This window comes from Verrucomicrobiota bacterium, from assembly GCA_039027815.1.
Lineage (GTDB): Bacteria > Verrucomicrobiota > Verrucomicrobiia > Verrucomicrobiales > JBCCJK01 > JBCCJK01.
Genome location: JBCCJK010000026.1, coordinates 1 through 18,152, shown reverse-complemented (window position 1 = coordinate 18,152; position 18,152 = coordinate 1). Strand labels below are relative to the sequence as shown.

At 58.6% G+C, this 18,152-nt stretch carries 17 protein-coding genes; 7 read left to right on the top strand and 10 right to left on the bottom strand.

Annotated elements, in window-relative coordinates:
• Positions 1-51 precede the first annotated feature (51 nt).
• Together AAF555_08285 and AAF555_08280 are read left to right on the top strand one after the other, a co-directional pair.
• Entirely contained in the window at positions 52-2,829 is a 2,778-nt protein-coding gene (locus AAF555_08285) for an ATP-binding protein (protein MEM6911570.1), read from the top strand.
• A gap of 4 nt (positions 2,830-2,833) precedes the next feature.
• Positions 2,834-4,090, top strand: coding sequence for a hybrid sensor histidine kinase/response regulator (locus tag AAF555_08280; protein MEM6911569.1), 1,257 nt, complete (start codon positions 2,834-2,836; stop codon positions 4,088-4,090).
• A gap of 225 nt (positions 4,091-4,315) precedes the next feature.
• On the opposite strand, the gene AAF555_08275 is transcribed toward AAF555_08280, so the two are convergent.
• The 8 genes from AAF555_08275 to AAF555_08240 all read right to left on the bottom strand — a co-directional run bounded on the left by AAF555_08275 (position 4,316) and on the right by AAF555_08240 (position 12,256).
• On the bottom strand, positions 4,316-6,040 hold the full coding sequence (locus AAF555_08275; protein ID MEM6911568.1) for an ABC transporter ATP-binding protein: 1,725 nt from the start codon (positions 6,038-6,040) through the stop codon (positions 4,316-4,318).
• Positions 6,041-6,086: 46 nt separating this feature from the next.
• Positions 6,087-6,728, bottom strand: a complete 642-nt coding sequence (locus AAF555_08270) for a class I SAM-dependent methyltransferase (protein ID MEM6911567.1) — start codon at positions 6,726-6,728, stop codon at positions 6,087-6,089.
• Positions 6,729-6,730: 2 nt separating this feature from the next.
• Positions 6,731-7,657 carry a hypothetical protein gene (locus AAF555_08265; GenBank protein ID MEM6911566.1) on the bottom strand — a complete coding sequence of 309 codons (927 nt, stop codon included), beginning with the start codon at positions 7,655-7,657 and terminating at the stop codon, positions 6,731-6,733.
• A gap of 52 nt (positions 7,658-7,709) precedes the next feature.
• Positions 7,710-9,134 (bottom strand): pyruvate kinase, encoded by a 1,425-nt coding sequence (gene pyk, locus AAF555_08260; protein ID MEM6911565.1) that lies wholly within the window; start codon positions 9,132-9,134, stop codon positions 7,710-7,712.
• A 38-nt stretch (positions 9,135-9,172) separates the two neighbouring features.
• On the bottom strand, positions 9,173-10,015 hold the full coding sequence (locus tag AAF555_08255; protein MEM6911564.1) for a hypothetical protein: 843 nt from the start codon (positions 10,013-10,015) through the stop codon (positions 9,173-9,175).
• 12 nt (positions 10,016-10,027) lie between these two features.
• Positions 10,028-10,588, bottom strand: a complete 561-nt coding sequence (gene efp / locus AAF555_08250; GenBank protein ID MEM6911563.1) for an elongation factor P — start codon at positions 10,586-10,588, stop codon at positions 10,028-10,030.
• 153 nt (positions 10,589-10,741) lie between these two features.
• The gene (gene msrA / locus AAF555_08245; GenBank protein MEM6911562.1) at positions 10,742-11,314 is read right to left on the bottom strand and encodes a peptide-methionine (S)-S-oxide reductase MsrA; all 573 of its coding nucleotides are present in this window, start codon (positions 11,312-11,314) and stop codon (positions 10,742-10,744) included.
• 33 nt (positions 11,315-11,347) lie between these two features.
• Positions 11,348-12,256 carry a DUF1080 domain-containing protein gene (locus AAF555_08240; GenBank protein MEM6911561.1) on the bottom strand — a complete coding sequence of 303 codons (909 nt, stop codon included), beginning with the start codon at positions 12,254-12,256 and terminating at the stop codon, positions 11,348-11,350.
• Positions 12,257-12,436: 180 nt separating this feature from the next.
• Here AAF555_08240 and mqo point away from each other — a divergent pair, with 180 nt between their 5' ends.
• Positions 12,437-13,954, top strand: coding sequence for a malate dehydrogenase (quinone) (mqo, locus tag AAF555_08235; protein MEM6911560.1), 1,518 nt, complete (start codon positions 12,437-12,439; stop codon positions 13,952-13,954).
• A 4-nt stretch (positions 13,955-13,958) separates the two neighbouring features.
• Positions 13,959-14,636: a nitroreductase family protein gene (locus AAF555_08230; GenBank protein ID MEM6911559.1), complete on the top strand. Its 678-nt coding sequence runs from the start codon at positions 13,959-13,961 to the stop codon at positions 14,634-14,636.
• Between the two features lie 253 nt (positions 14,637-14,889).
• Here AAF555_08230 and AAF555_08225 read toward each other — a convergent pair whose 3' ends face one another.
• Entirely contained in the window at positions 14,890-15,879 is a 990-nt protein-coding gene (locus AAF555_08225) for a zinc-dependent alcohol dehydrogenase family protein (GenBank protein ID MEM6911558.1), read from the bottom strand.
• 64 nt (positions 15,880-15,943) lie between these two features.
• Here AAF555_08225 and AAF555_08220 point away from each other — a divergent pair, with 64 nt between their 5' ends.
• The 3 genes from AAF555_08220 (at position 15,944) to AAF555_08210 (ending at position 17,878) form a co-directional block, all read left to right on the top strand.
• Positions 15,944-16,336, top strand: a complete 393-nt coding sequence (locus AAF555_08220; protein ID MEM6911557.1) for a helix-turn-helix domain-containing protein — start codon at positions 15,944-15,946, stop codon at positions 16,334-16,336.
• A 48-nt stretch (positions 16,337-16,384) separates the two neighbouring features.
• Positions 16,385-16,936, top strand: a complete 552-nt coding sequence (locus AAF555_08215; protein MEM6911556.1) for a thermonuclease family protein — start codon at positions 16,385-16,387, stop codon at positions 16,934-16,936.
• A gap of 522 nt (positions 16,937-17,458) precedes the next feature.
• Positions 17,459-17,878, top strand: coding sequence for a transposase (locus AAF555_08210; protein ID MEM6911555.1), 420 nt, complete (start codon positions 17,459-17,461; stop codon positions 17,876-17,878).
• Positions 17,879-17,880: 2 nt separating this feature from the next.
• Here the strand turns inward: AAF555_08210 and AAF555_08205 are convergent, their stop codons facing one another.
• Positions 17,881-18,027 carry a hypothetical protein gene (locus AAF555_08205; GenBank protein MEM6911554.1) on the bottom strand — a complete coding sequence of 49 codons (147 nt, stop codon included), beginning with the start codon at positions 18,025-18,027 and terminating at the stop codon, positions 17,881-17,883.
• Between the last annotated feature and the right edge of the window lie 125 nt (positions 18,028-18,152).

The following is an 18,152-nucleotide window of genomic DNA, read 5'->3' as shown; positions in this document are numbered from 1 at the left end:
TCAATGCCCATCCGAGCCAACTCTCAAAAAAAAGATCCGGTTGATCCTCTAATGACGGTCAAGTCCGCCTTGGCGTGGCTTCGGTCGTTGGGTCACCAAGCAAGCGAGGAAGTTCCCGAGAGGCTCCGTCAGTCGTTTGTCGAGGAAGAGCGGCAAGCGACCTTGGCTGCGTCGAAGTTGGCAGCCTTCATTGCTGTCGGCCTCATCATGGTCGCGGTTGTCTTGGACGTCTTTGCCTATCCAGAACTTGCGCAAGAGTTCTTTATCTTACGCTGTTTGGGCAGTGCAGTTCTCTTGATTTACACGGTCTGTTTGCGCAGTCCCTTCTTGCAGGCGCACTATCGTGCAACTGCCTGCGTCATCCCGATCATTGCGATTGCAATGATCTCTCTGATGATTTATCGGACCGGAGATCCTTCGAGTCACTACTACGCGGGTATCACCTTGGCCTTGGTGGCCTTCGGTTTGATGTTTCCCTGGCTTTATCGAGAAAGCAATGTGATCTTGCTCCTGACCTTTTTCATCTATGGGTTGGCGAATTTGGTGCCGCTCTTAGGAGAGCGAACAGACGCAAGTGGACTCTTTTTGAACAATGTCATTTTCATCGCCTTGAATGGAGTTTTCATCGTGGTCAGCGGCTTTGCCTTGAGTCGCTTTCGAATTCGGGAGTTCGTTCTTCGGAGTGAGGCCATTGAGCGACAAGACGAGCTTCGCGAAAGCAACGCTAAGCTTCGGGAGCTTGATCGGATCAAAACGGATTTCCTTGCCAATGTGAGTCATGAGCTGCGCACGCCTCTCACTCTAGTGATCGGGCATCTGAAGCGTTTTCGTGAATCGATTCCAGCACGTCTGCCAGAGAGTCAAGGCAACGCGGTTTCCTTGACACTCGATACGATGCAAAAGCAGTCGCTCAGGTTGCTCAAATTGATCAATGATCTTCTTGATGTCTCCAAGGCCGAAGCAGGGGGGTTGTCACTGAAGTATAAGCGATTTGAATTGCGCTCCTTCTTAAGCGCCATCTTGCGCTCAGTGAGCGGAACCGCTCAAGAACGACGAATTGAGTTGGCTAGTGAGGTAGAGGATGCGGTTCCCTCGATCCTTGAAGCCGATGAGGAAAAAATTGAGAAGGTTTTGCTGAATTTGATCTTCAATTCAATCAAATTCACTGGAGAACAGGGATCCGTCACCATCACCGTAAGCCTGCCTTCCAAGGACAGCATTGCTTTCGAGGTCTCCGACACCGGCCGAGGCATCGACCCCGAGGCCTTGCGCCACATTTTTGATCGCTTCTGGCAAGAGGATTCCTCTATCCAGCGCACGCAAGCAGGGACTGGAATCGGCTTGTCTTTGGTCAAAGAGACCGTTGAAGCGCACCATGGCCATGTTTCAGCCGAGAGTGTCCTCGGCCGCGGGACTCGAGTTTCCTTCGTCCTGCCAGCGAAGGCGCCCGAGAAGGCTGTTTTTTCGGCAGAGGTAGGAGAACAGGGTTCCCATGAGAGCTGGTTGGGCGATCTTTTTCGCGAGGCGAATCGAGAGGGTACGGTGATCCCCAGCAAGCGGTCGTCATTGCGTGTTCCAGATCATCGGCTGAATCCTTCGGAAACTTTTACCCCCACGCTCGACGAACAGCCGGCCATACAGTTTGAAGATAAGCCGCGAGTGCTGGTCGCGGACGATGAACCTGAAATGAGGCGATTGTTGGCTGAAGAGCTGGAATCGGAGTTTGAGATTGTGGAGGCTGGGGATGGCACGGAGGCCTTGGAGGCGGTAGCTCTCGAAGATCCCGAGATTATTTTGCTGGACTATATGATGCCCGGGATGGATGGCCTGACCGTCGCTCGCAAGCTGAAAAGCGATCCGGCGACGGAGGCGATTCCTATTTTGCTGTTGACGGCCCGAGCGGATGAGGAAACCCGCCTCAACGGCTTGGCTGCGGGCATAAGTGATGTGCTTATCAAGCCTTACTCCGTGACCGAGATGCACATTCGTGTCAGGCATCTGATTCAGGGGTATCGACTTCAGAAGGAGGTCCGCCAGGCCAATCGGGATCTCGAGAGCAGCTTGCGGCAACTCCGCGAGACGGAGTCCCAGCTGATGCAGTCCGAGAAGCTGGCTTCTTTGGGCCAACTCTCCGCGGGGATCATCCATGAGATCAACAATCCCGTGAATTTCATCGGCACCGCCACCCAAGTCTTACGCAAGAAGCTCAATCGTTTGGAGACGGAAGCCGTGCCGGGTTGGGAGGCCATTGTGAATGACATTCGGGACGGGCTGGCCCGCATCTCCAGCATCGTGCAGGATTTGCGATCTTTTTCCCATCCAGGGGACCAACCGCTTTCTCCCCTTCCGCTGCATGGGGTGGTCGATTCCGCACTCCGCTTTTTGGTGAAATCCATCCGGGATGCCAATGCCGACATCCAGACCAGCATTCCCGAATCCATTCAGGTGATGGGAGATCAAAACCGTTTGATCCAAGTTTTGCTCAATTTGCTCCAAAACGCTTTGCAAGCGACCAAGCTGAACCAGGCGCCGCAGATTGCCATCCTGGCCGAGGAGGTGGACGCCGGGGTGCTTTTGAAAGTGCGAGATGAAGGGACCGGCATTCCGAATGACGCGCTCAGCAAGCTCTTTGATCCTTTTTTCACGACCAAGCAAGTGGGAGAAGGAATGGGCTTGGGATTGAGCATCTGCCATCGTATCATGGAGGACCATGGCGGCACCATCCAGGTGAAGAGCCAGCCGGGGAGCTTTACGGAGTTCCAACTCTTCTTCCCGGAAGCCAGTCCGTCCTCAAATGAATTTACCTTGCGTCAAGATCTGACAGTGTAGCGCGATGAAGGCCGCTCCCCGCCCAGCGATCCTCTATGTCGATGATGAGGAGAAGTCGCTCGAGTATTTTTCCCAATTGTTTGGGGAGGATTTCCCGATTTTTGTGGCCAAGAGCGCGCGCGAGGGTCTGCAGATTCTGGAAGAGAATGCGGAGGCCATTGGGGTCGTGATGAGCGATCAGCGAATGCCCGGCGAGACGGGGGTGGAGTTTTTAGAGAAGGTCCGTCGATTGAATCCCAGCATGGTGCGGATTCTTGTGACGGCTTTCACGGATTACGACGCCGCCATGTCCGCGGTGAATGAAGGAGGCATTCACAAGCATCTCAAGAAGCCTTGGGAGTTTGATCATTTGGAGGAGGTTCTGCAGCAGTCCCTGGCGTGGCACGATCTTTTGAGGGAGCGGGACCAGCTGCTGGCCGAAAAGGCTTCGACCATCCAGAACATTCTCATGGCGGATCGGGTGGCTGGGGTCGGCATTCTGGCGGAGGGCATGAATCACCATTTCCGCAATGCACTCACTTCCCTGCGGACTTTCCTGGAGATGATTCCCGAGACTTTGGAGGACACCTTGGACGGGGCTGCCCTGCGCAACGAGGACTTTTGGGTCGAGTTTCGAGAGGCGGTCGTGAGTCAGGTGGATCGGATGGAGGAGGTGCTCGATCAGATGTGGTCGGTCTCTTACCACCGGACGCGCAAGGACAAGGCGGAAGTATCGCTGTCAGAGGTCATTCAAGAGTCCGCGACCTTACTCAAGGAAAAGTTTCTCGAGAAGAAGATCACTCTGGAGATCAGTATCGAGGACGATCTCCCCCCCATCGAAGCCTACGCCAGCCAGATGGTGCAGCTCTTCCGTCTTCTTTTAGAAGAGGAGCACAGTGTCATTTCAGAAGGCGGCCAGCTCTTCATCACAGCGGTGGAAGTGGAGGAGAAAGGGGAGCCGGGAGTGCTCATTTGCGTGGAAGACGATGGTCCGCGGATTTCGGAGGACCAATCCAGCCGAGTCTTTGATCCCTTCTACATGCGGGCTAAGGATTCCAATGCGCTGGGCGTGAATTTGGCCGCCTGCTACGTCATCATTTTTCATCACAAAGGCTGGATCAAGGCGGAGCCTTGGAAGGAGGGGGGAACGCGTTTGAGGGTCTGGCTCCCCCAAAAGTTCAGTGCGAGAACGGAGGGGAATGCAGAGAGTTTCTTGGGAAAGATGAAGGATTTTGAGATGCGCTGGCAGAATCTTCAGTCCCGCGTGGTGGGGGTGAGCTGATCCGGCTGTTTGCTACCCTTATACCAACCACCAGAATTCACTGGCAGAATGGAGGGGAGGTGTTGTGGGGAAGAGGCGCTGAAGCGCGGGGAAGGGGGAGCCGGTGTCTTTCGAGCCAGCGCTGCGTTGCACCTCGGTTACGGTGCCTGCACCGCGCTCTCGTCGCGCCTTGGTCTGGCCCGAAATCCACTCGGCCATTCTACCAGCCAATTCTGCAGCTTGGTATTACCCTGCCCCGATGTAGGCGTTGGCGCAGAGCTTGGCGTAGGGGCCTTGTTGCGCGGTCAACTGCTCGTGGGTGCCACTTTCGGCGACGCGTCCTTCTTGCAGGACGTAGATGCAATCCGCGGAGCGGACGGTGGAGAGGCGATGGGCAATCACGAGGGAGGTGCGGTTCTCCAAAAGCCTTTCGAGCGCTTCTTGGATGAGTCGTTCGGTCTCGTTATCAACGGACGCTGTCGCCTCATCCAAGAGGAGGATCGGCGGGTTGCGCAGGAGAGCGCGGGCGATAGAAAGCCGTTGTTTCTCGCCTCCAGAGAGTTTCACGCCGCGCTCGCCCACATTGGTCTCCAGCCCCTTGGGAAGGCCCTTCACGAAGGCGAGGGCATTGGCGGCCGCCAAGACCGATTTCATTTCTTCGGAGGTGGCCTGGCGTTGGCCGAGAAGCAGATTCTCCCGCACGGTGCCATTGAAAAGAAAAGGCTCCTGGGTCACGAGCCCGACGGCCCGGCGGAGCGATTCTTTTGAGAGTTCGGCGATCTCTTGGCCATCGATCCGAATCGAACCAGCGTCCTTTTCGTAAAATCGCGTCAGGAGGGAAACGAGCGTGGATTTCCCCGCCCCGGTCGGTCCGACCAAGGCAATGGTTTGGCCGGGCTGGGCCTGGAGGGAGACGCGGCGGAGGGTGGGCGTGTCGTCGTAAGCGAAGGAGACGTCTTGCAGCACGATCTCCCCCCGGATGGGTTCGGCGAGGGCCTTTCCAGAGCGGAGGTTCGGCTCGTCTTGGGAGTCGAGAATTTCGAAGACCCGATCCCCGGCCGCGCGGGCTGAGAGAGCCATTTGATTGAGTTGGTGCAGTCGTCCAAAGGGTTCGTAGAAGAGCGCCAGGTAGAGAAAGAATTTCACCAGCTGGGGCTGCTCCATCTGGCCTTGCATGACGGCCCAACCGCCAAAAGCAAAGACGAGGACGTAGCCGAAAGTGCCCAAAAGGGACATGCCGGGAGAGTAGATGCCCCACCAACGCATGACCCGGAGGGAGGCCTCACGGAGGGCTTGGGAGGAGGCATTGAAGCGTGCGTGCTCGGCGCGCTCGGCGGTAAAGATTTTGATTTGCGAGATGCCCGATAGGTTGTCGTGGAGGAGGGAATTCATGTCGCTGGTGGCCTCTCTTTGGGCCCGGTAGCGGTCCTTGGCCTTGGAGGTGTAGAGGTAGGCCCCTGTCAGCAGGAAGGGCACGGGGAGGGTGGCCCAGAGGGCGACCTGCCAGTCGGTCAGGTAGAGCATCACGCCCACGATGAGAATTTGGAGGAGAGCGACGACGCCTTGCTCAATCCCATCGATGAGGACGCGCTCCATGGCGGTTACGTCCTCGGTCACCCGAGTGAGGATATCGCCGGTCTGGCGCCCCTGGAACCAGCGGAGCGGCAGTCTCTGGATTTTCTCATAGAGCTCGGAGCGGATGTCGAAAATGACTTTCTGCTCGAATTCGTTGTTGATGAGAATGCGGGCTGAATTGAGCGCATCCCGTAGGAAGAATCCCACCAAGACGGCTCCGATCATGATGAAAAAGAGGCGGTAGTCCCGCTGGGGGAGCACGGTTTTCAGGGTGTATTCCGTGGTCTCCGGAAAGACCAAGAGCATGACGGTCATGAGAACGGCGCAGCCCAACTGGAGGCTGGCCAGGCGGGGGTAGCGTTGGAGGTATCCGAAAACCCGAAGAACCGACTTCATCTGCCCCACCCCTTACGCTGGAAAAAGAGCTGGAAAAAGAGAATAGCTACGCGTCAGGCGCTAGGCGCCAAGCGTGCGCCCGAAGAAAGCGGTCGCGAGACTGCCAGATCGTTTCCAGCGTGAAGCCACTTTGCGCAAAGAAGTCTTCCGGCGAGTGCAGGCGCTTGGCGGAAATCCCACAAGTCAGCTGGAAGAAGCGGAGCATGAGGGCAAGGAGTCCCCGCGCCTTCCAGCGAGACCATCCGGGTGCCACCCGCCGAGCGGGCTGGAAGTCGACATCCACCCACCAGCCTCCAGGGCGGAGACGCTCCCCCCAAGTGCCAATGGCTTCCTGCTGCTCTTCGGGCTGAAAGTGATCGAGCACGAAGCAAGTCAGGAGGGCGTCGAAGGGCTCTTCGATGGTAGAGAGTTCCTCCAGACGGAGGTAGGATAAGGCATCGCCAAGGCGCTTTCGGGCCCGTGTCAGCATGCCCGGGCTGGGATCGAAGACGACCACTTCTTTCCATCCTCGCGCCAAGTCTTGCAGACCGGCTCCGTTCCCCACCCCGGGGACCAAAAGGCGGTGGAGGGGGGCACGGGCGGGGGTGAGGAGGGCTTGTCCTTGACGGCGGGCTTCGTCGAGCTGGCCTCCGAAAACGCTTTTCTCCAAGAGTCGATACCAAGGGGCCACGGCCTGGTAGCTGGCCACTTTCAAAGCAAGAGAAAGAGCAAGGGGGTCAAGAGGGCGACGTCGGCCAAGACCCGCAAGAGGCGGGGGCGAAAGCGCTTGCGGAAGCGATGGAGAACTGCCAAAAGGCCGGCGCTCAGGCTGATGGCGCCGAAGAGCAGGGGCAGGCCGGTGTGACTGACGGAGAGGGCCAGCGTGAGGGTGAGGATCGAGAGAAGCGCATTGATCCAGCAATAGAAGTCCCATTTGGCGGGGGTTTCCCTGGGCTGTTCCCAGAGGTGGATGACGAAGATGTTTTGGGCGCAGAGGAGGCCGAAGAAAAGGACTTCCGCCTTGAAGAGGATTTGGCCAAAAGTCACGACGGCGCCCAGGAGAAGGGCACTCAAGACTTCCATGGCAGCGAGGGTTTCCCCGTTGCTCCCGAGCAGGCCGAAGTCGAGCGAGCGCAGGACCCCCGCGTAGGAATAAGCTGAAAGACTGGTGCCAAAGGCGAAGAGGAGACCCGAGACCAGTTCTTTGAGGCCGCTGAGAGAACGCTGCCCCTGGGAGACCCCCACCAGGTAGAAGCCAATGAGCAAGCCCGGAATGAGCCCGGCCGCTGTGAGAGATTGAGGCAAGCGGAAGAAGGCGGTCCACAAAACCAGCAAGAGAACCAGACCCACTAGTGGGACCAGAAGGCGGCGTCGCTCCCAGTGATAGAGATGACGTGCAGCTAACTTAGCGCCCGCCGGCGAGCGGCGCTGAGTCAGGCGGGCGTCCAGGAGGCGATCGACCACATAGATGCTCCAAACGGTCGCCCCCAGGGTCACAAAGATTTCCAGCGGAATGGCCAGCTGGAATGCCTTTTCATAGAGCTTCAACCAGACGAGGGCCACCAAAGGGGCGTCCAGGCTAACAAGATTCGGATAGAGCCACCACGGGAGGGTTTTTTTCGAAGGAGCAGATGGCACGCGCCAAAGTGGGGAATCGGCCCTCGAAGTAAAGGGCGGCTTTCCGGGAGCGTCACTCCACTTGGCGCAATTGCAGGGTATCGATGACCCTTTCGTGCGCCAGCGCATTGGTGATGACTACGAGCCAGGTTCCCGGCTCGACCCAGTCCCCCCGCTTGAGGTAGGCCAAGGCATCGAGAATGGTGTCTTCCGGGTTCTCGCAGAAGGGCATGTGAAAGGGCTCCACTCCCCAGGGGAGGGTCAGTTGGCGGAAGATTTCGGCGTCATCAGTGAAAGCGAAGATCGGCCGGCCGCAGGGGCGAAGAGCGCCCAAGACGTAGGGAAGAAAGCCACTGCGTGAGAAGACCACGATCCCGGATTTCCCCAGTTCTTGGGCCAAGACGGCCGCGGAACGCAGCATCTTGGCCTTGGGCTCGTGGAGTTGGATTCGCTTGTTGAGCGGGTGGCGGACGGAGGGCTCAATGCTCTCGATGATTTCTTTCATCGTTTGGACCGCTTCCAGAGGGTAGCGGCCGGTGGTGGTTTCGCCGGAGAGCATGACGGCATCGGCCTGTTCCCGGATGGCATTGGAAACGTCCGAAATCTCGGCCCGCGTCGGCATGGGCGAGGTGATCATGGATTCGAGCAGGTGGGTGGCGATGATGACCGGCTTGCCCTGTGCTTGGCAGGAGGCGACCATTTCCCGCTGGACCAGGGGGAGTTTCGGGTAGGCGATTTCGATTCCCAAGTCGCCCCGGGCCACCATGATGCCATCGGCCGCCGAGACGATCTCCTCCATATTGCGGACTCCGGCTTGGTCCTCGATTTTGGCGATGATGCGGGCGCGCGAGCCGCGCTCGGTCAGGAAGCGGCGGAGCGTGGCGATGTCCTCCGCTTGGCGGACAAAGGAGAGGGCCACGAAATCGATTCCCGACGGCAAGCCAATCCCATGTTCCAGATCGGCTTCGTCTTTGGCGGTCAGGGAGGGGAGATTGACGTGGACCCCGGGCAGATTGATGTGCCGTTTGGAACCGAGGCTTCCGGAAGTGAGGACCTCGCAGAAGAGACTGGTGGCGGTTTTTCTCACGACCTTCATGCGAAGGAGGCCACTATCGACCAGGACGGTGGCGCCGATTTGGACATCCTCCGGTAGCCCGGGGTAGTTGACGGAGACGGCCTTGCCTTGGCTGGTGGGTTGGCTGCTCTCGATGTAGAATTCCAGGGAATCGCCCAACTCGAGCGGAATGTTTTCCGACAGGCGGGCGGTCCGGATTTCCGGACCCTTCACGTCCATCAGGACGGCCACATGCCGATCCACCTTCTCCGAGACAGCCCGGATGTGGCCAATGGTGTCGGCGACCCACTCCGGGGTGGTGTGGGCCATGTTCAGACGCAGGATATCGACCCCTTCCCGAATGAGCTTTTCCAGCATCTCGGGCGCATCGGTGGCGGGTCCGAGGGTGGCGATGATTTTGGTATGTCGGTAGTAGGAGGGCACGGCGGGAAAATGAGCATGAGTCGCGCCAGCGGGGCGCTTTAGAGTCCGAGCCAAGCCAAGAGCTGGCCAGAAAAAGCCTGCCCCTGGTCAAGCCAAGAGGAGAGAAAGGTGGTGGCATCCAGGGAGGGCGAAACCAGCAGGAGCAAGCCCGTCAAGACCAGGAGATTCACAAAGTAGATCAGGAGCAGCGAGAAGACGGTCCCGTTTTCCTTCAAGTCCGGTTGGGTCCGGGTCAGCATGAGGAGGGTGTAAGAGAGGTGAAAGCACCAGGTGCAGCCGATGAGGGAAAAGAGCCATCGAGTGGCCTCCGGGACGGGCAGCCAGAGTTGCAGCAGGCTGAAGAGAGAGACGCTCAGGACGGAGTAGAAGGGGACGAAGTAGGGGGAGAGCGAGACGAGCCAGTTTGAGGTGTCCGTTTCGATGTAGCCACCCTCGCTGGTCCAGGCAGCCTCCCCCAGCCGCCCCCCGCTCAGCATCGCGAAGATGGCATGAGTCATCTCATGTCCAAAGACGTAGACCACGTCCAGCCCGCGGAGACCGACGTGGGCCACCAGCCAGAGGAGCGCCCCGAGTGAGAAAAACCAGAACTCTTCGGTTCGCCAGAATCCGCCTTCCCGGGTCATCCGGACAAAGGTCTCAAAGAAGGCGCTCGTTGTGATCCAGGCCAAGGGCAGGAGCAGGACGATTCCGACCAGGAGATGGAGCCAGGTGATGGGGATGCGCAGCTCCCGTAGGGCGGCCGCACCGGACCGTTCCGAGCGGAGGAAGGCGCGGAGGGTCCGATCGCGCTTGCTGGGGCCCCTGGCGTTGGAGGCGGGACGAGGAGAAGGGGGCTTCCTCCGGGCCGGAGTCGACTTGCGACGATTTCTCCGGGCGGGCATCACGGGAGGGCCTCAGGCGCGGCCGAGGTATTCGCCGCTGGAGGGATCGACCTTGACGAGGTCGCCCTCTTTGACGAAGAGCGGGGCTTGGATGGTTTTGCCGCAGGAGAGGGTCACGGGTTTTTGCGGGTTGTTGGCGGTGTCTCCCTTGAGTCCTTCGGCCGCTTCGGTCACTTCCATTTCGATGGAGGGAGGGAGTTCGGTCGAGACGAGCTTGCCGTCCACGTAGAGCACTTCCACTTCCATGTTTTCAGTCAGCCAGCCGGCGTCTTCCCCCAAGATGTCCCCGGGCACTTCGAAGGTGTCATAGGTTTCCGGGTCCATGAAGAAGTAGCCCGTGCCGTCGGCGTAACTGTATTCCACTTTCTTGCGCTCGGCGGGTACGATGTCGACCTTGTCCGAGGAGGCGAAGCGGATGTCCTTGGTTTTGCCCGTTTGGAAGGAACGAATCTTGGCCATGATGAGGGCGTTGCCCTTGCCGGGGGTGCGATGGTCGAGTCCGAGGACCACCCCCATTTCTCCCTTGTAGTTGATGCACTGCCCTTTTTTGAGGTTGGTAGCGACGACGGCCATGGCGGAAATTCTGCGGTGAAGTAGTTAAGTTTACTTAAGCATCCGCGTCAATCGCGGGCTGGGAGAAACCACGCGCTCCCGGTCGGTGCAAGCGAATTTCCGATAGGTGCTTGGACGGCGCACTGGGGTGCAAGCGGCCGCCTGGCGCCTCGGCTAGGGCGTTTTCAGGCCCACTGCCCGCATTCTCTCGTAGGACCAGCGAACGACGTAAGGGTGCTCCGGATTGCGTTTCACGAAGTCTTGATGGTAGCCTTCCGCTGTCCAAAACTTGTCCAGTTTCTCGATGGGGACGGCAAGGGGCGCTGGATAGCGCTTTTGCACGGCGGCCTTGGAGGCTTCTGCGATGCGTTTTTGCTCGTCGTTCAGAAAAAAAAGGATGGGTCGGTAAGAGGGGCCGAAGTCGGGGATGACGCCCCGCCCGTCGGTCGGGTCGAAGGAGTTCCAGTAGACCTCCAAGAGGGCGGCAAAACTGATTTGGGCGGGGTCGAAAGTCACTTCGACGGCCTCGGCGTGTTGCCCGTGATCGCGATAGGTGGGATGGTCCTTGGCGCCTCCAGCGTAGCCCGAGACCGCGTCGAGCACTCCGGGTTGGCCCTCCAAGACCGCTTCCAGGCACCAAAAGCAGCCGGCGGCCAAGACCGCTTTTTCTGAAGTGGGCGGGTCGGCGAGGGCCTCAGAATGGAGGCCGAGGACGAGAAGGGCGAGGGCGAGGAAGGTGGGTCTCATGCCAAGAGAGAGCCCCGGGACGCGCCAGAAATTTCAAGGTTCTCGAAAGCGCACGTTTTCGAGGACGCTCGGCGGGAATTCTGTGATGGGAGTAAGCCGCAACTGCTTGTAGTAACATTCGGCTGCTTCGGATTGGATTTGAATCGGCCCCGAGGTGAGCGGCGTGCCATCGGGTTGACGGGCGTTTTCCACCACCATGACGACGTGTCCATTGATGAGATGGACGGCGTCGTTCCCGAGGACAAAGACTTCGAGCAGATTCCATTCGCCATGGGGAGCGTCGTGTTCGGAGGAGGCATCGACGTAGCCTTTGGGAGTGAAATACTCATCCTGATCGGGAAGGAATTGTTCCCGGTCTTGGCGTTGCCCTCCGCGAATGTCCACTAGCGGGCCGGGTACTTTCTTCGGCTTGGCGGTGTTGCCGGCCAGAGGGATGAAGTCGCCAAAATCAGTTTCCTGCACCTGATACTCCAGCGAGGTCTTCCAGACCTGCCAAAAGCGAGCGTGTTCGCCGTAGCAATGGTAGAGAATGCCGCTGTCCCGTTTCTTTTCGAGACGGGGAGCCCACTTCTTTTCTCCCCAGCGAAATTGCGTGCTGAGGTGATAGTTGGCAAAGGCGTCCAGGGTGCTGAGGGCGGCATAGATTTCGCCGCTGATGCGCAGAACGGGCTCGTCCCCTTCCCTTTGCACTGTGAAGATCCCCTTCAGTTCACGATCGAAGCCGATCGGCCGACCCTTGTGAACGTTGCGCGATTGGAAGGTGCCTTCGGGCAGGCCTTTGACGGTGGCATGGGGAACGCCCACCCAGATTTCGAATTGGCTCAGCTCGGCGTCGAGCAGGTCGAGCGGTCCGTCGAGCGCGCGGATGGCTGGAGCTTCCTCAGCCGAGAGGCTCGGTAGGATCGAGAAAAAAAAGAGGGCGGAGGCGGACAGGGCTTTCATGGCAGGGGAAAGGGGTCGGAAGGGATGGCTCCGCCCAGACGACGCGGCTGTCCAGTGAAGCTTCCCGGCAGAGAGGGGACCTCCGGGAGAAAGTGGGCTTTCTCCAAACTTTTTTTTGAGTCTCGTGGCTTCCGCAGCGACTCTCCGCCCCGCCCGAGGAAACGTAGGCGCTTTTTGATGATGGGGAACCAGGTAGAAAAAGAGGTGATCTTGGTGGGCGCGGGGATCATGAGCGTGACGCTGGCGTCGATGCTGAAAAGGCTCGACCCTTCGCTCCGCATCCGGATCATTGAGCGCCTGGATAGCGCGGGTCTGGAGAGTTCCAATGCGCTCAACAATGCGGGGACCGGCCATGCGGGGCTGTGTGAGCTGAACTACACTTCGGAGCGACCCGACGGCACGGTCGATGCCGCCAAGGCCATCCAAATTTTCGAGGGGTTCGAAAAGTCGAAGCAATTCTGGGCGCACTTGGTCCGGGAGGGGACGCTGGGAGAGCCCGGCGATTTCATTCAAAAGGTGCCTCACCTCAGTTTTGTGCTGGGGGAGAAGAATGTCACTTCGCTGCTCGCCCGCTTCGAGAGCATGAGGCAGCATCATTTTTTTCAGGAGATGGAATGGACGACCGATTGGGACCAAGCCGCCGAATGGGCGCCCCTCCTAGCGCAGGGACGCGACCGCTCCCAGCCCTTCGCGCTCACCCGCGTCGCCAGCGGGACCGATGTCAATTTTGGAGCCCTGACCCGCTCCCTCACCAAAACCTTGACGACCGACGAGGAGGTGGAGATTCTCTTTTCCCACGAAGTGACGCAGCTGCGGCGGGCTGGTTCCGACTGGCGAGTGAGGGTGCGGGATCGGCAGTCGGGGAAGGTCTCTCAGTTCTCAGCCGGGTTTGTCTTTCTAGGAGCAGGCGGCGGGGCCCTTCCCCTTTTACAAAAGGCGGGTCTTGCCGAAGGCAAGGGCTTTGGCGGGTTTCCGGTGAGCGGGAAATGGCTGATTTGCTCCAATCCCGAGGTGGTGAAAAAACATGATGCCAAGGTCTACGGCAAAGCCGCGGTCGGCGCGCCGCCCATGTCGGTACCGCATTTGGACACCCGCTACATCGATGGCCAACGCAGCTTGCTCTTCGGGCCCTTTGCCGGCTTTTCTCCCAAGTTCCTCAAAACGGGCCACCTGACCGACCTTCCGGCTTCTGTCCGTCTGGACAATCTTCTTCCGATGTTGACGGTGGCGAAGGACAACCTTCCGCTCACGATCTATCTCATCAAGCAGGTCTTGCAGTCGCCCGCCGCCCGCATCGAGGCGCTGCACGAGTTTTTTCCAGAGGCGGAAGCGAGCGATTGGAAGCTGGCGACTGCTGGCCAGAGAGTGCAGATTATCAAGAAGGATCCTAAAAAAGGGGGGGTGCTCCAATTTGGGACCGAGGTGGTGGCGGCTGCCGATGGCTCGATGGCCGCCCTTTTGGGTGCCTCCCCGGGCGCCTCGACGGCGGTCTCCATCATGCTGCAAGTGCTGGAGCGTTGTTTCGGTGAGGAGATGGGCTCGGAAGCTTGGCAAGAGCGTTTGGCCGTGATGGTTCCTTCCTACCGGCGCTCGCTCGCGGAAGACGCCGCCGCCTACCACCCCATCCGGAGCGCCACTGACGAGGTGCTCGGCTTGAGGGAAGAAGCCCCGCCGCTGGTCAAGGCGGTTTCTCAGTGAATTCATGTCGACCTCGCCTCATGATCTGACCCACTGGATCCGGGCTCGGCGCACCGTGAAGGTGCTGGGCGAAGTCGATTCGCATCGAGCTGTCCCGAAGGAGTTGGCTGCTCGCAATCGCTCTTGGGTGCTGGCGGCCATCGAAACGGCGGGTTGGGCCCCCTTTCATCACCCCCGGCAGGAGGGGGGCTTGGCCGAGCCTTGGCGGGTGCATGTCTTATGGGACGAAGCGGCTTGGAAACTCGCTTGCCACTTGCGCGAGGAGCGGGGCGTGCGGACGAAGGAACCGCAGTTGGCCGCGGCCTGCCAGGCCTTGCTTTTAGTGACGTGGTTGCCCGAGTTTGGCGAGCCCGAGCAGAAGAGAGCCTCCCCGCTCTCAGAAGAAGGACAGCGCACTCGCGACGAAGAGCACCTCGCGGCCACCGCCGCCATGGTGCAGAATCTTTTGCTGCTGCTGACCGAGCAGGGGATCGGGAATTATTGGTCGAGTGGAGGGGTGCTCCGGGAGAAGGAGGTCTTGGCTCATCTGGGCGTGGGCCCGGAGGAGCGTCTTTTGGCGGCCTTGTTTCTGGAGTATCCTGAGATGCGGGAAGAGGGCTTCCAGAGGAAACCGGGAGCCCTGCGTGATCGCCGAGGGAGGGGTTGGGTGCGGGAAGTGGGGGATTCGAGTTTCGATTTCTGATTTTTTTGGGCGCGGCTGTTCTTTTGCTTGCTTTGGCAACCCGGTATTATACCAAGCTCCAGAATTCACAGGTAGAATGGAGGGAAGGTGTTGTGGGGAAGAGGCGCTGAAGCGCGGGGAAGGAAGAGCCGGAGTCTTTCGAGCCAGCCCCGCGTTGCTGCTCGGTTACGGTGCCTGCACCGCGCCCTCGTCGCGCCTTGGTCTGGCCCGAAATCCACTCGGCCATTCTACCAGCCAATTCTGCACCTTGGTATTAGGGGTGGTCGATGACGACTTTTCCCATGCCTTGTCCACTTTCGAGCCGGGCGTAGGCGGCGGCGACTTCTTCCAGGGAGTAGCGGGTTTCGTCGAGGATGGGGCGCAAGCCTCCGGCTTCCACGATTTCGGCCACCGCTTGCAAAATTTGGGCATGTTCTTCTCGGCGGTGATGGTGCAGCATCGGTAGGAGCATGAAGACGACGTGCAGCGACAGACCCTTGAAGTGGGCGGGGGTGAGGTCGATTTCGCAGAGGGAGACCGTCGAGGCGATTTGACCGTTGAGCGCGGCCGCTTCGAAGGACTTGCTCATGTTGAGTCCGCCTACCGAATCGAAGACCAGGTCGAAGCCGGCTCCGCCGGTGTGGGCCTGGACATAGTCTGCCACGCTTTCTTTTTTGTAGTGGATGGGAGTGGCGCCGAGTTCTCGGATGAGGTCGAGTTGAGGCGGGCCGCCGCCGGTGGCGTAGACCTCTGCGCCGAGGTGTCGGGCGATCTGGAGAGCGACGTGCCCGACCCCGCCCGAGCCTCCGTGGACGAGCACTTTTTGCCTGGCTTGGAGCCCGGCCCGCATCAGGCCTTCGTAGGCGGTGATGGCGACCAAGGGAAGCGCGGCGGCCTCGCGTAAAGAGAGATTTTTCGGTTTGGGTGCCACCAGGTTCTGGTCGGCCACCATGAACTCCGCCAAGGTGCCCGGGAGATCGGCCAGGCCCCCTGCGCAGCCGTAAACTTCGTCGCCCACGGCCAAGCCAGCGACTTGGTCGCCTACTTCCACGACCGTTCCGGCGAAGTCCATACCGAGGAGGGCGGGCGCGTCGGGTGAGAGGGGAAGTTCCTTCCCCATCTGGCGGATCATGGTGTCGACCGTGTTGACGCTGGAGGCGGCGATTCGTATTTTCACATGCCCCGCGCGGATCTCTGGTTCGGCGATCTCGGCAGCAGTGAAGGGGGCATCGTTTCCGTAGCTTGGGAGCAACATGGCTTTCATCCCGTTCATCTAGCCACTACTTGCATCTTGGCAATAACGCACAATTTGGGCTAGTAGTTACAGAATGGATACCAAAGGCGCAGCAGAAGGTGGTTCCCGGCACTCCAGTTATGGAAGGCCAGCTTGCCCGGTGGAGGCAACTTTGGAGCTGATTGGAGGCAAATGGAAAGGCATGGTTCTCTTTTACCTGCTGGAGGGAAAGATGCGCTTTAGTGAATTGATGCGGGCCATCGGCTGTGTGACCCAACGGATGCTGACCAAGCAGTTGCGAGAGTTGGAGGCGAGTGGGCTGGTGAATCGCATCGTCTACGCCGAGGTGCCTCCACGGGTGGAGTATGAACTCACCTCCGAAGGAGAGTCTCTCCGGCCTCTTCTGATGGAGCTAAAAAAGTGGGGAGACGGCTACGCGCTTCGCCTGCTGGAAGAGCGAAAGTCAAAACAGAAAGAGGGAGGGTAGTCAATCCCGAGCGTTGCGCTCGGTAAAGAGACGGGGCAGAGAAGCGCCATGAAGCCCGAATACTCTACCGAACGCATCGGATCTTACTACAGGCTGACGGGCGTTTGCCCGCTGGAGCATCGTTACAACGATGGCGATAGTTTTTTGGTCCGTCATGGGGAGGACGAGTTTGAGCTGCGTCTCTACTATGTCGATACACCTGAGAAGTATCTTAGCGACGAGCATGCGAAACAGCGAGAGCGAGTCGCTGAGCAAGCGGACTACTTTGGGCTCAGCTTAGATCAAACCATCGCTCTCGGACAGGTAGCGAAAACCTATGTCGAGAGGCTTTTCCAAGAACAGGGAAGCTTCACTGTCTACACCGCTTGGGAACAGGTTTATGACGGGGATCGTTACCACGGGTTCGTCGAAATCGATGATCCTCAAAAACCTTCCGAGAAGATCTACCTCACCGAGCTGCTGGTGCGGGAAGGCCTCGGACGCATCCACACGCGCGGGGAAGAGACCCCGAAAGGGCAATCATGGCGAGCCTATAAAGAGCAACTCTATTCGCTCGAAAGAAGAGCGAAAGAGGCGCGGCGCGGGGCTTGGATGTTCTAGAAGCGGTCTCATAAATAGAACGATTTCTATTCATGGAGACCGCTTTTTGAAACCGCCTAGTACTGGTGGGCCGCGACGTCCCCGGCGCGGCGGGTGCGATGAGCTAATTCGTGAACAAGTCACCTACCCAAGGCCTTTCTGGCTACCTATCACTTGGGATCAGCTGCACCCAGAACAAGAAGTCTCCCCCCACCGCGCCGGGGACGTCGCGGGCCACCGGAGAAAGCTCGCTACTGTAGTTTTCGGAGGGCTTCTGCTAGGATAGTCTTCGCGATATCCAATTGGTTCTCTACCCTATTCATCGACGACTCTTATACACCTCACAAAGAATACGACTTCTATTTGCGATACCGCTTCTAAGGACTTTGTCTACATGAGCCAAGTGCTCGCTTCGTCTAATTCTTTGCTTCGCTTTTGGCCTCTAGCGCAAAATCCGGCATGCCCTTTTTCTTGAACCTATCTCAAATTAATTAAGTGATATTATATAGTAGTATGGGCGTTAAATTTGCTCTTATGAGAGGCATGGAAGTCACTGATGCTCAATGGTATAGGATGCGCCATCATTTTCCGGAAGAAGGTGAGAAGAAGAGCAAACCAGGGCCAAAACCCGTGGCGACGCGTAAGATTCTGGAGGCCGTAGTGTGGATCTTGAAGACAGGAGCGCAGTGGCACATGCTCCCGCAGAGCTTTCCCAACTACAAGATGGTGCATCGTAGATTCCAACGCTGGTGCGACAGCGAAGTATTGCGGAATATCTTTAAGGACTTGGCCAATGAAGCGCGAGAACGAGATGTCCAAGGCTACGATGAAGCCTACATCGACGGTATGTTCGTCCCAGCTCGATTGGGAGGAGAAGAAGTAGGCTTCGGCTACAAGGGCAAAGGAACCAAGATCATGGCTATCGTTGATCGCGAGGGGCTTCCAATGAACACCACGAAGTAAAGCTAGTGCAGTTGACCTTGGATCTCTCGGTGGTGGAGGTGAGCCCCGGGCGCCTCATTGGAGACGCTGCCTATGATTCCGATGAACTGGACGAGACTCTCGCCCAGCAAAGCATTGAAATGATCGCCCCACATAATACCAATCCACATTATTTATTGGTATAACAAGATACGGAGCAAGAGTTTGCTTGAGAGAGCATCCAACCGCGACCGATGAGGGAGAAGATGCGTTGTGGGTGTGACCAGAACTCTTGTAGCCAACGGGTAGTGGCGTG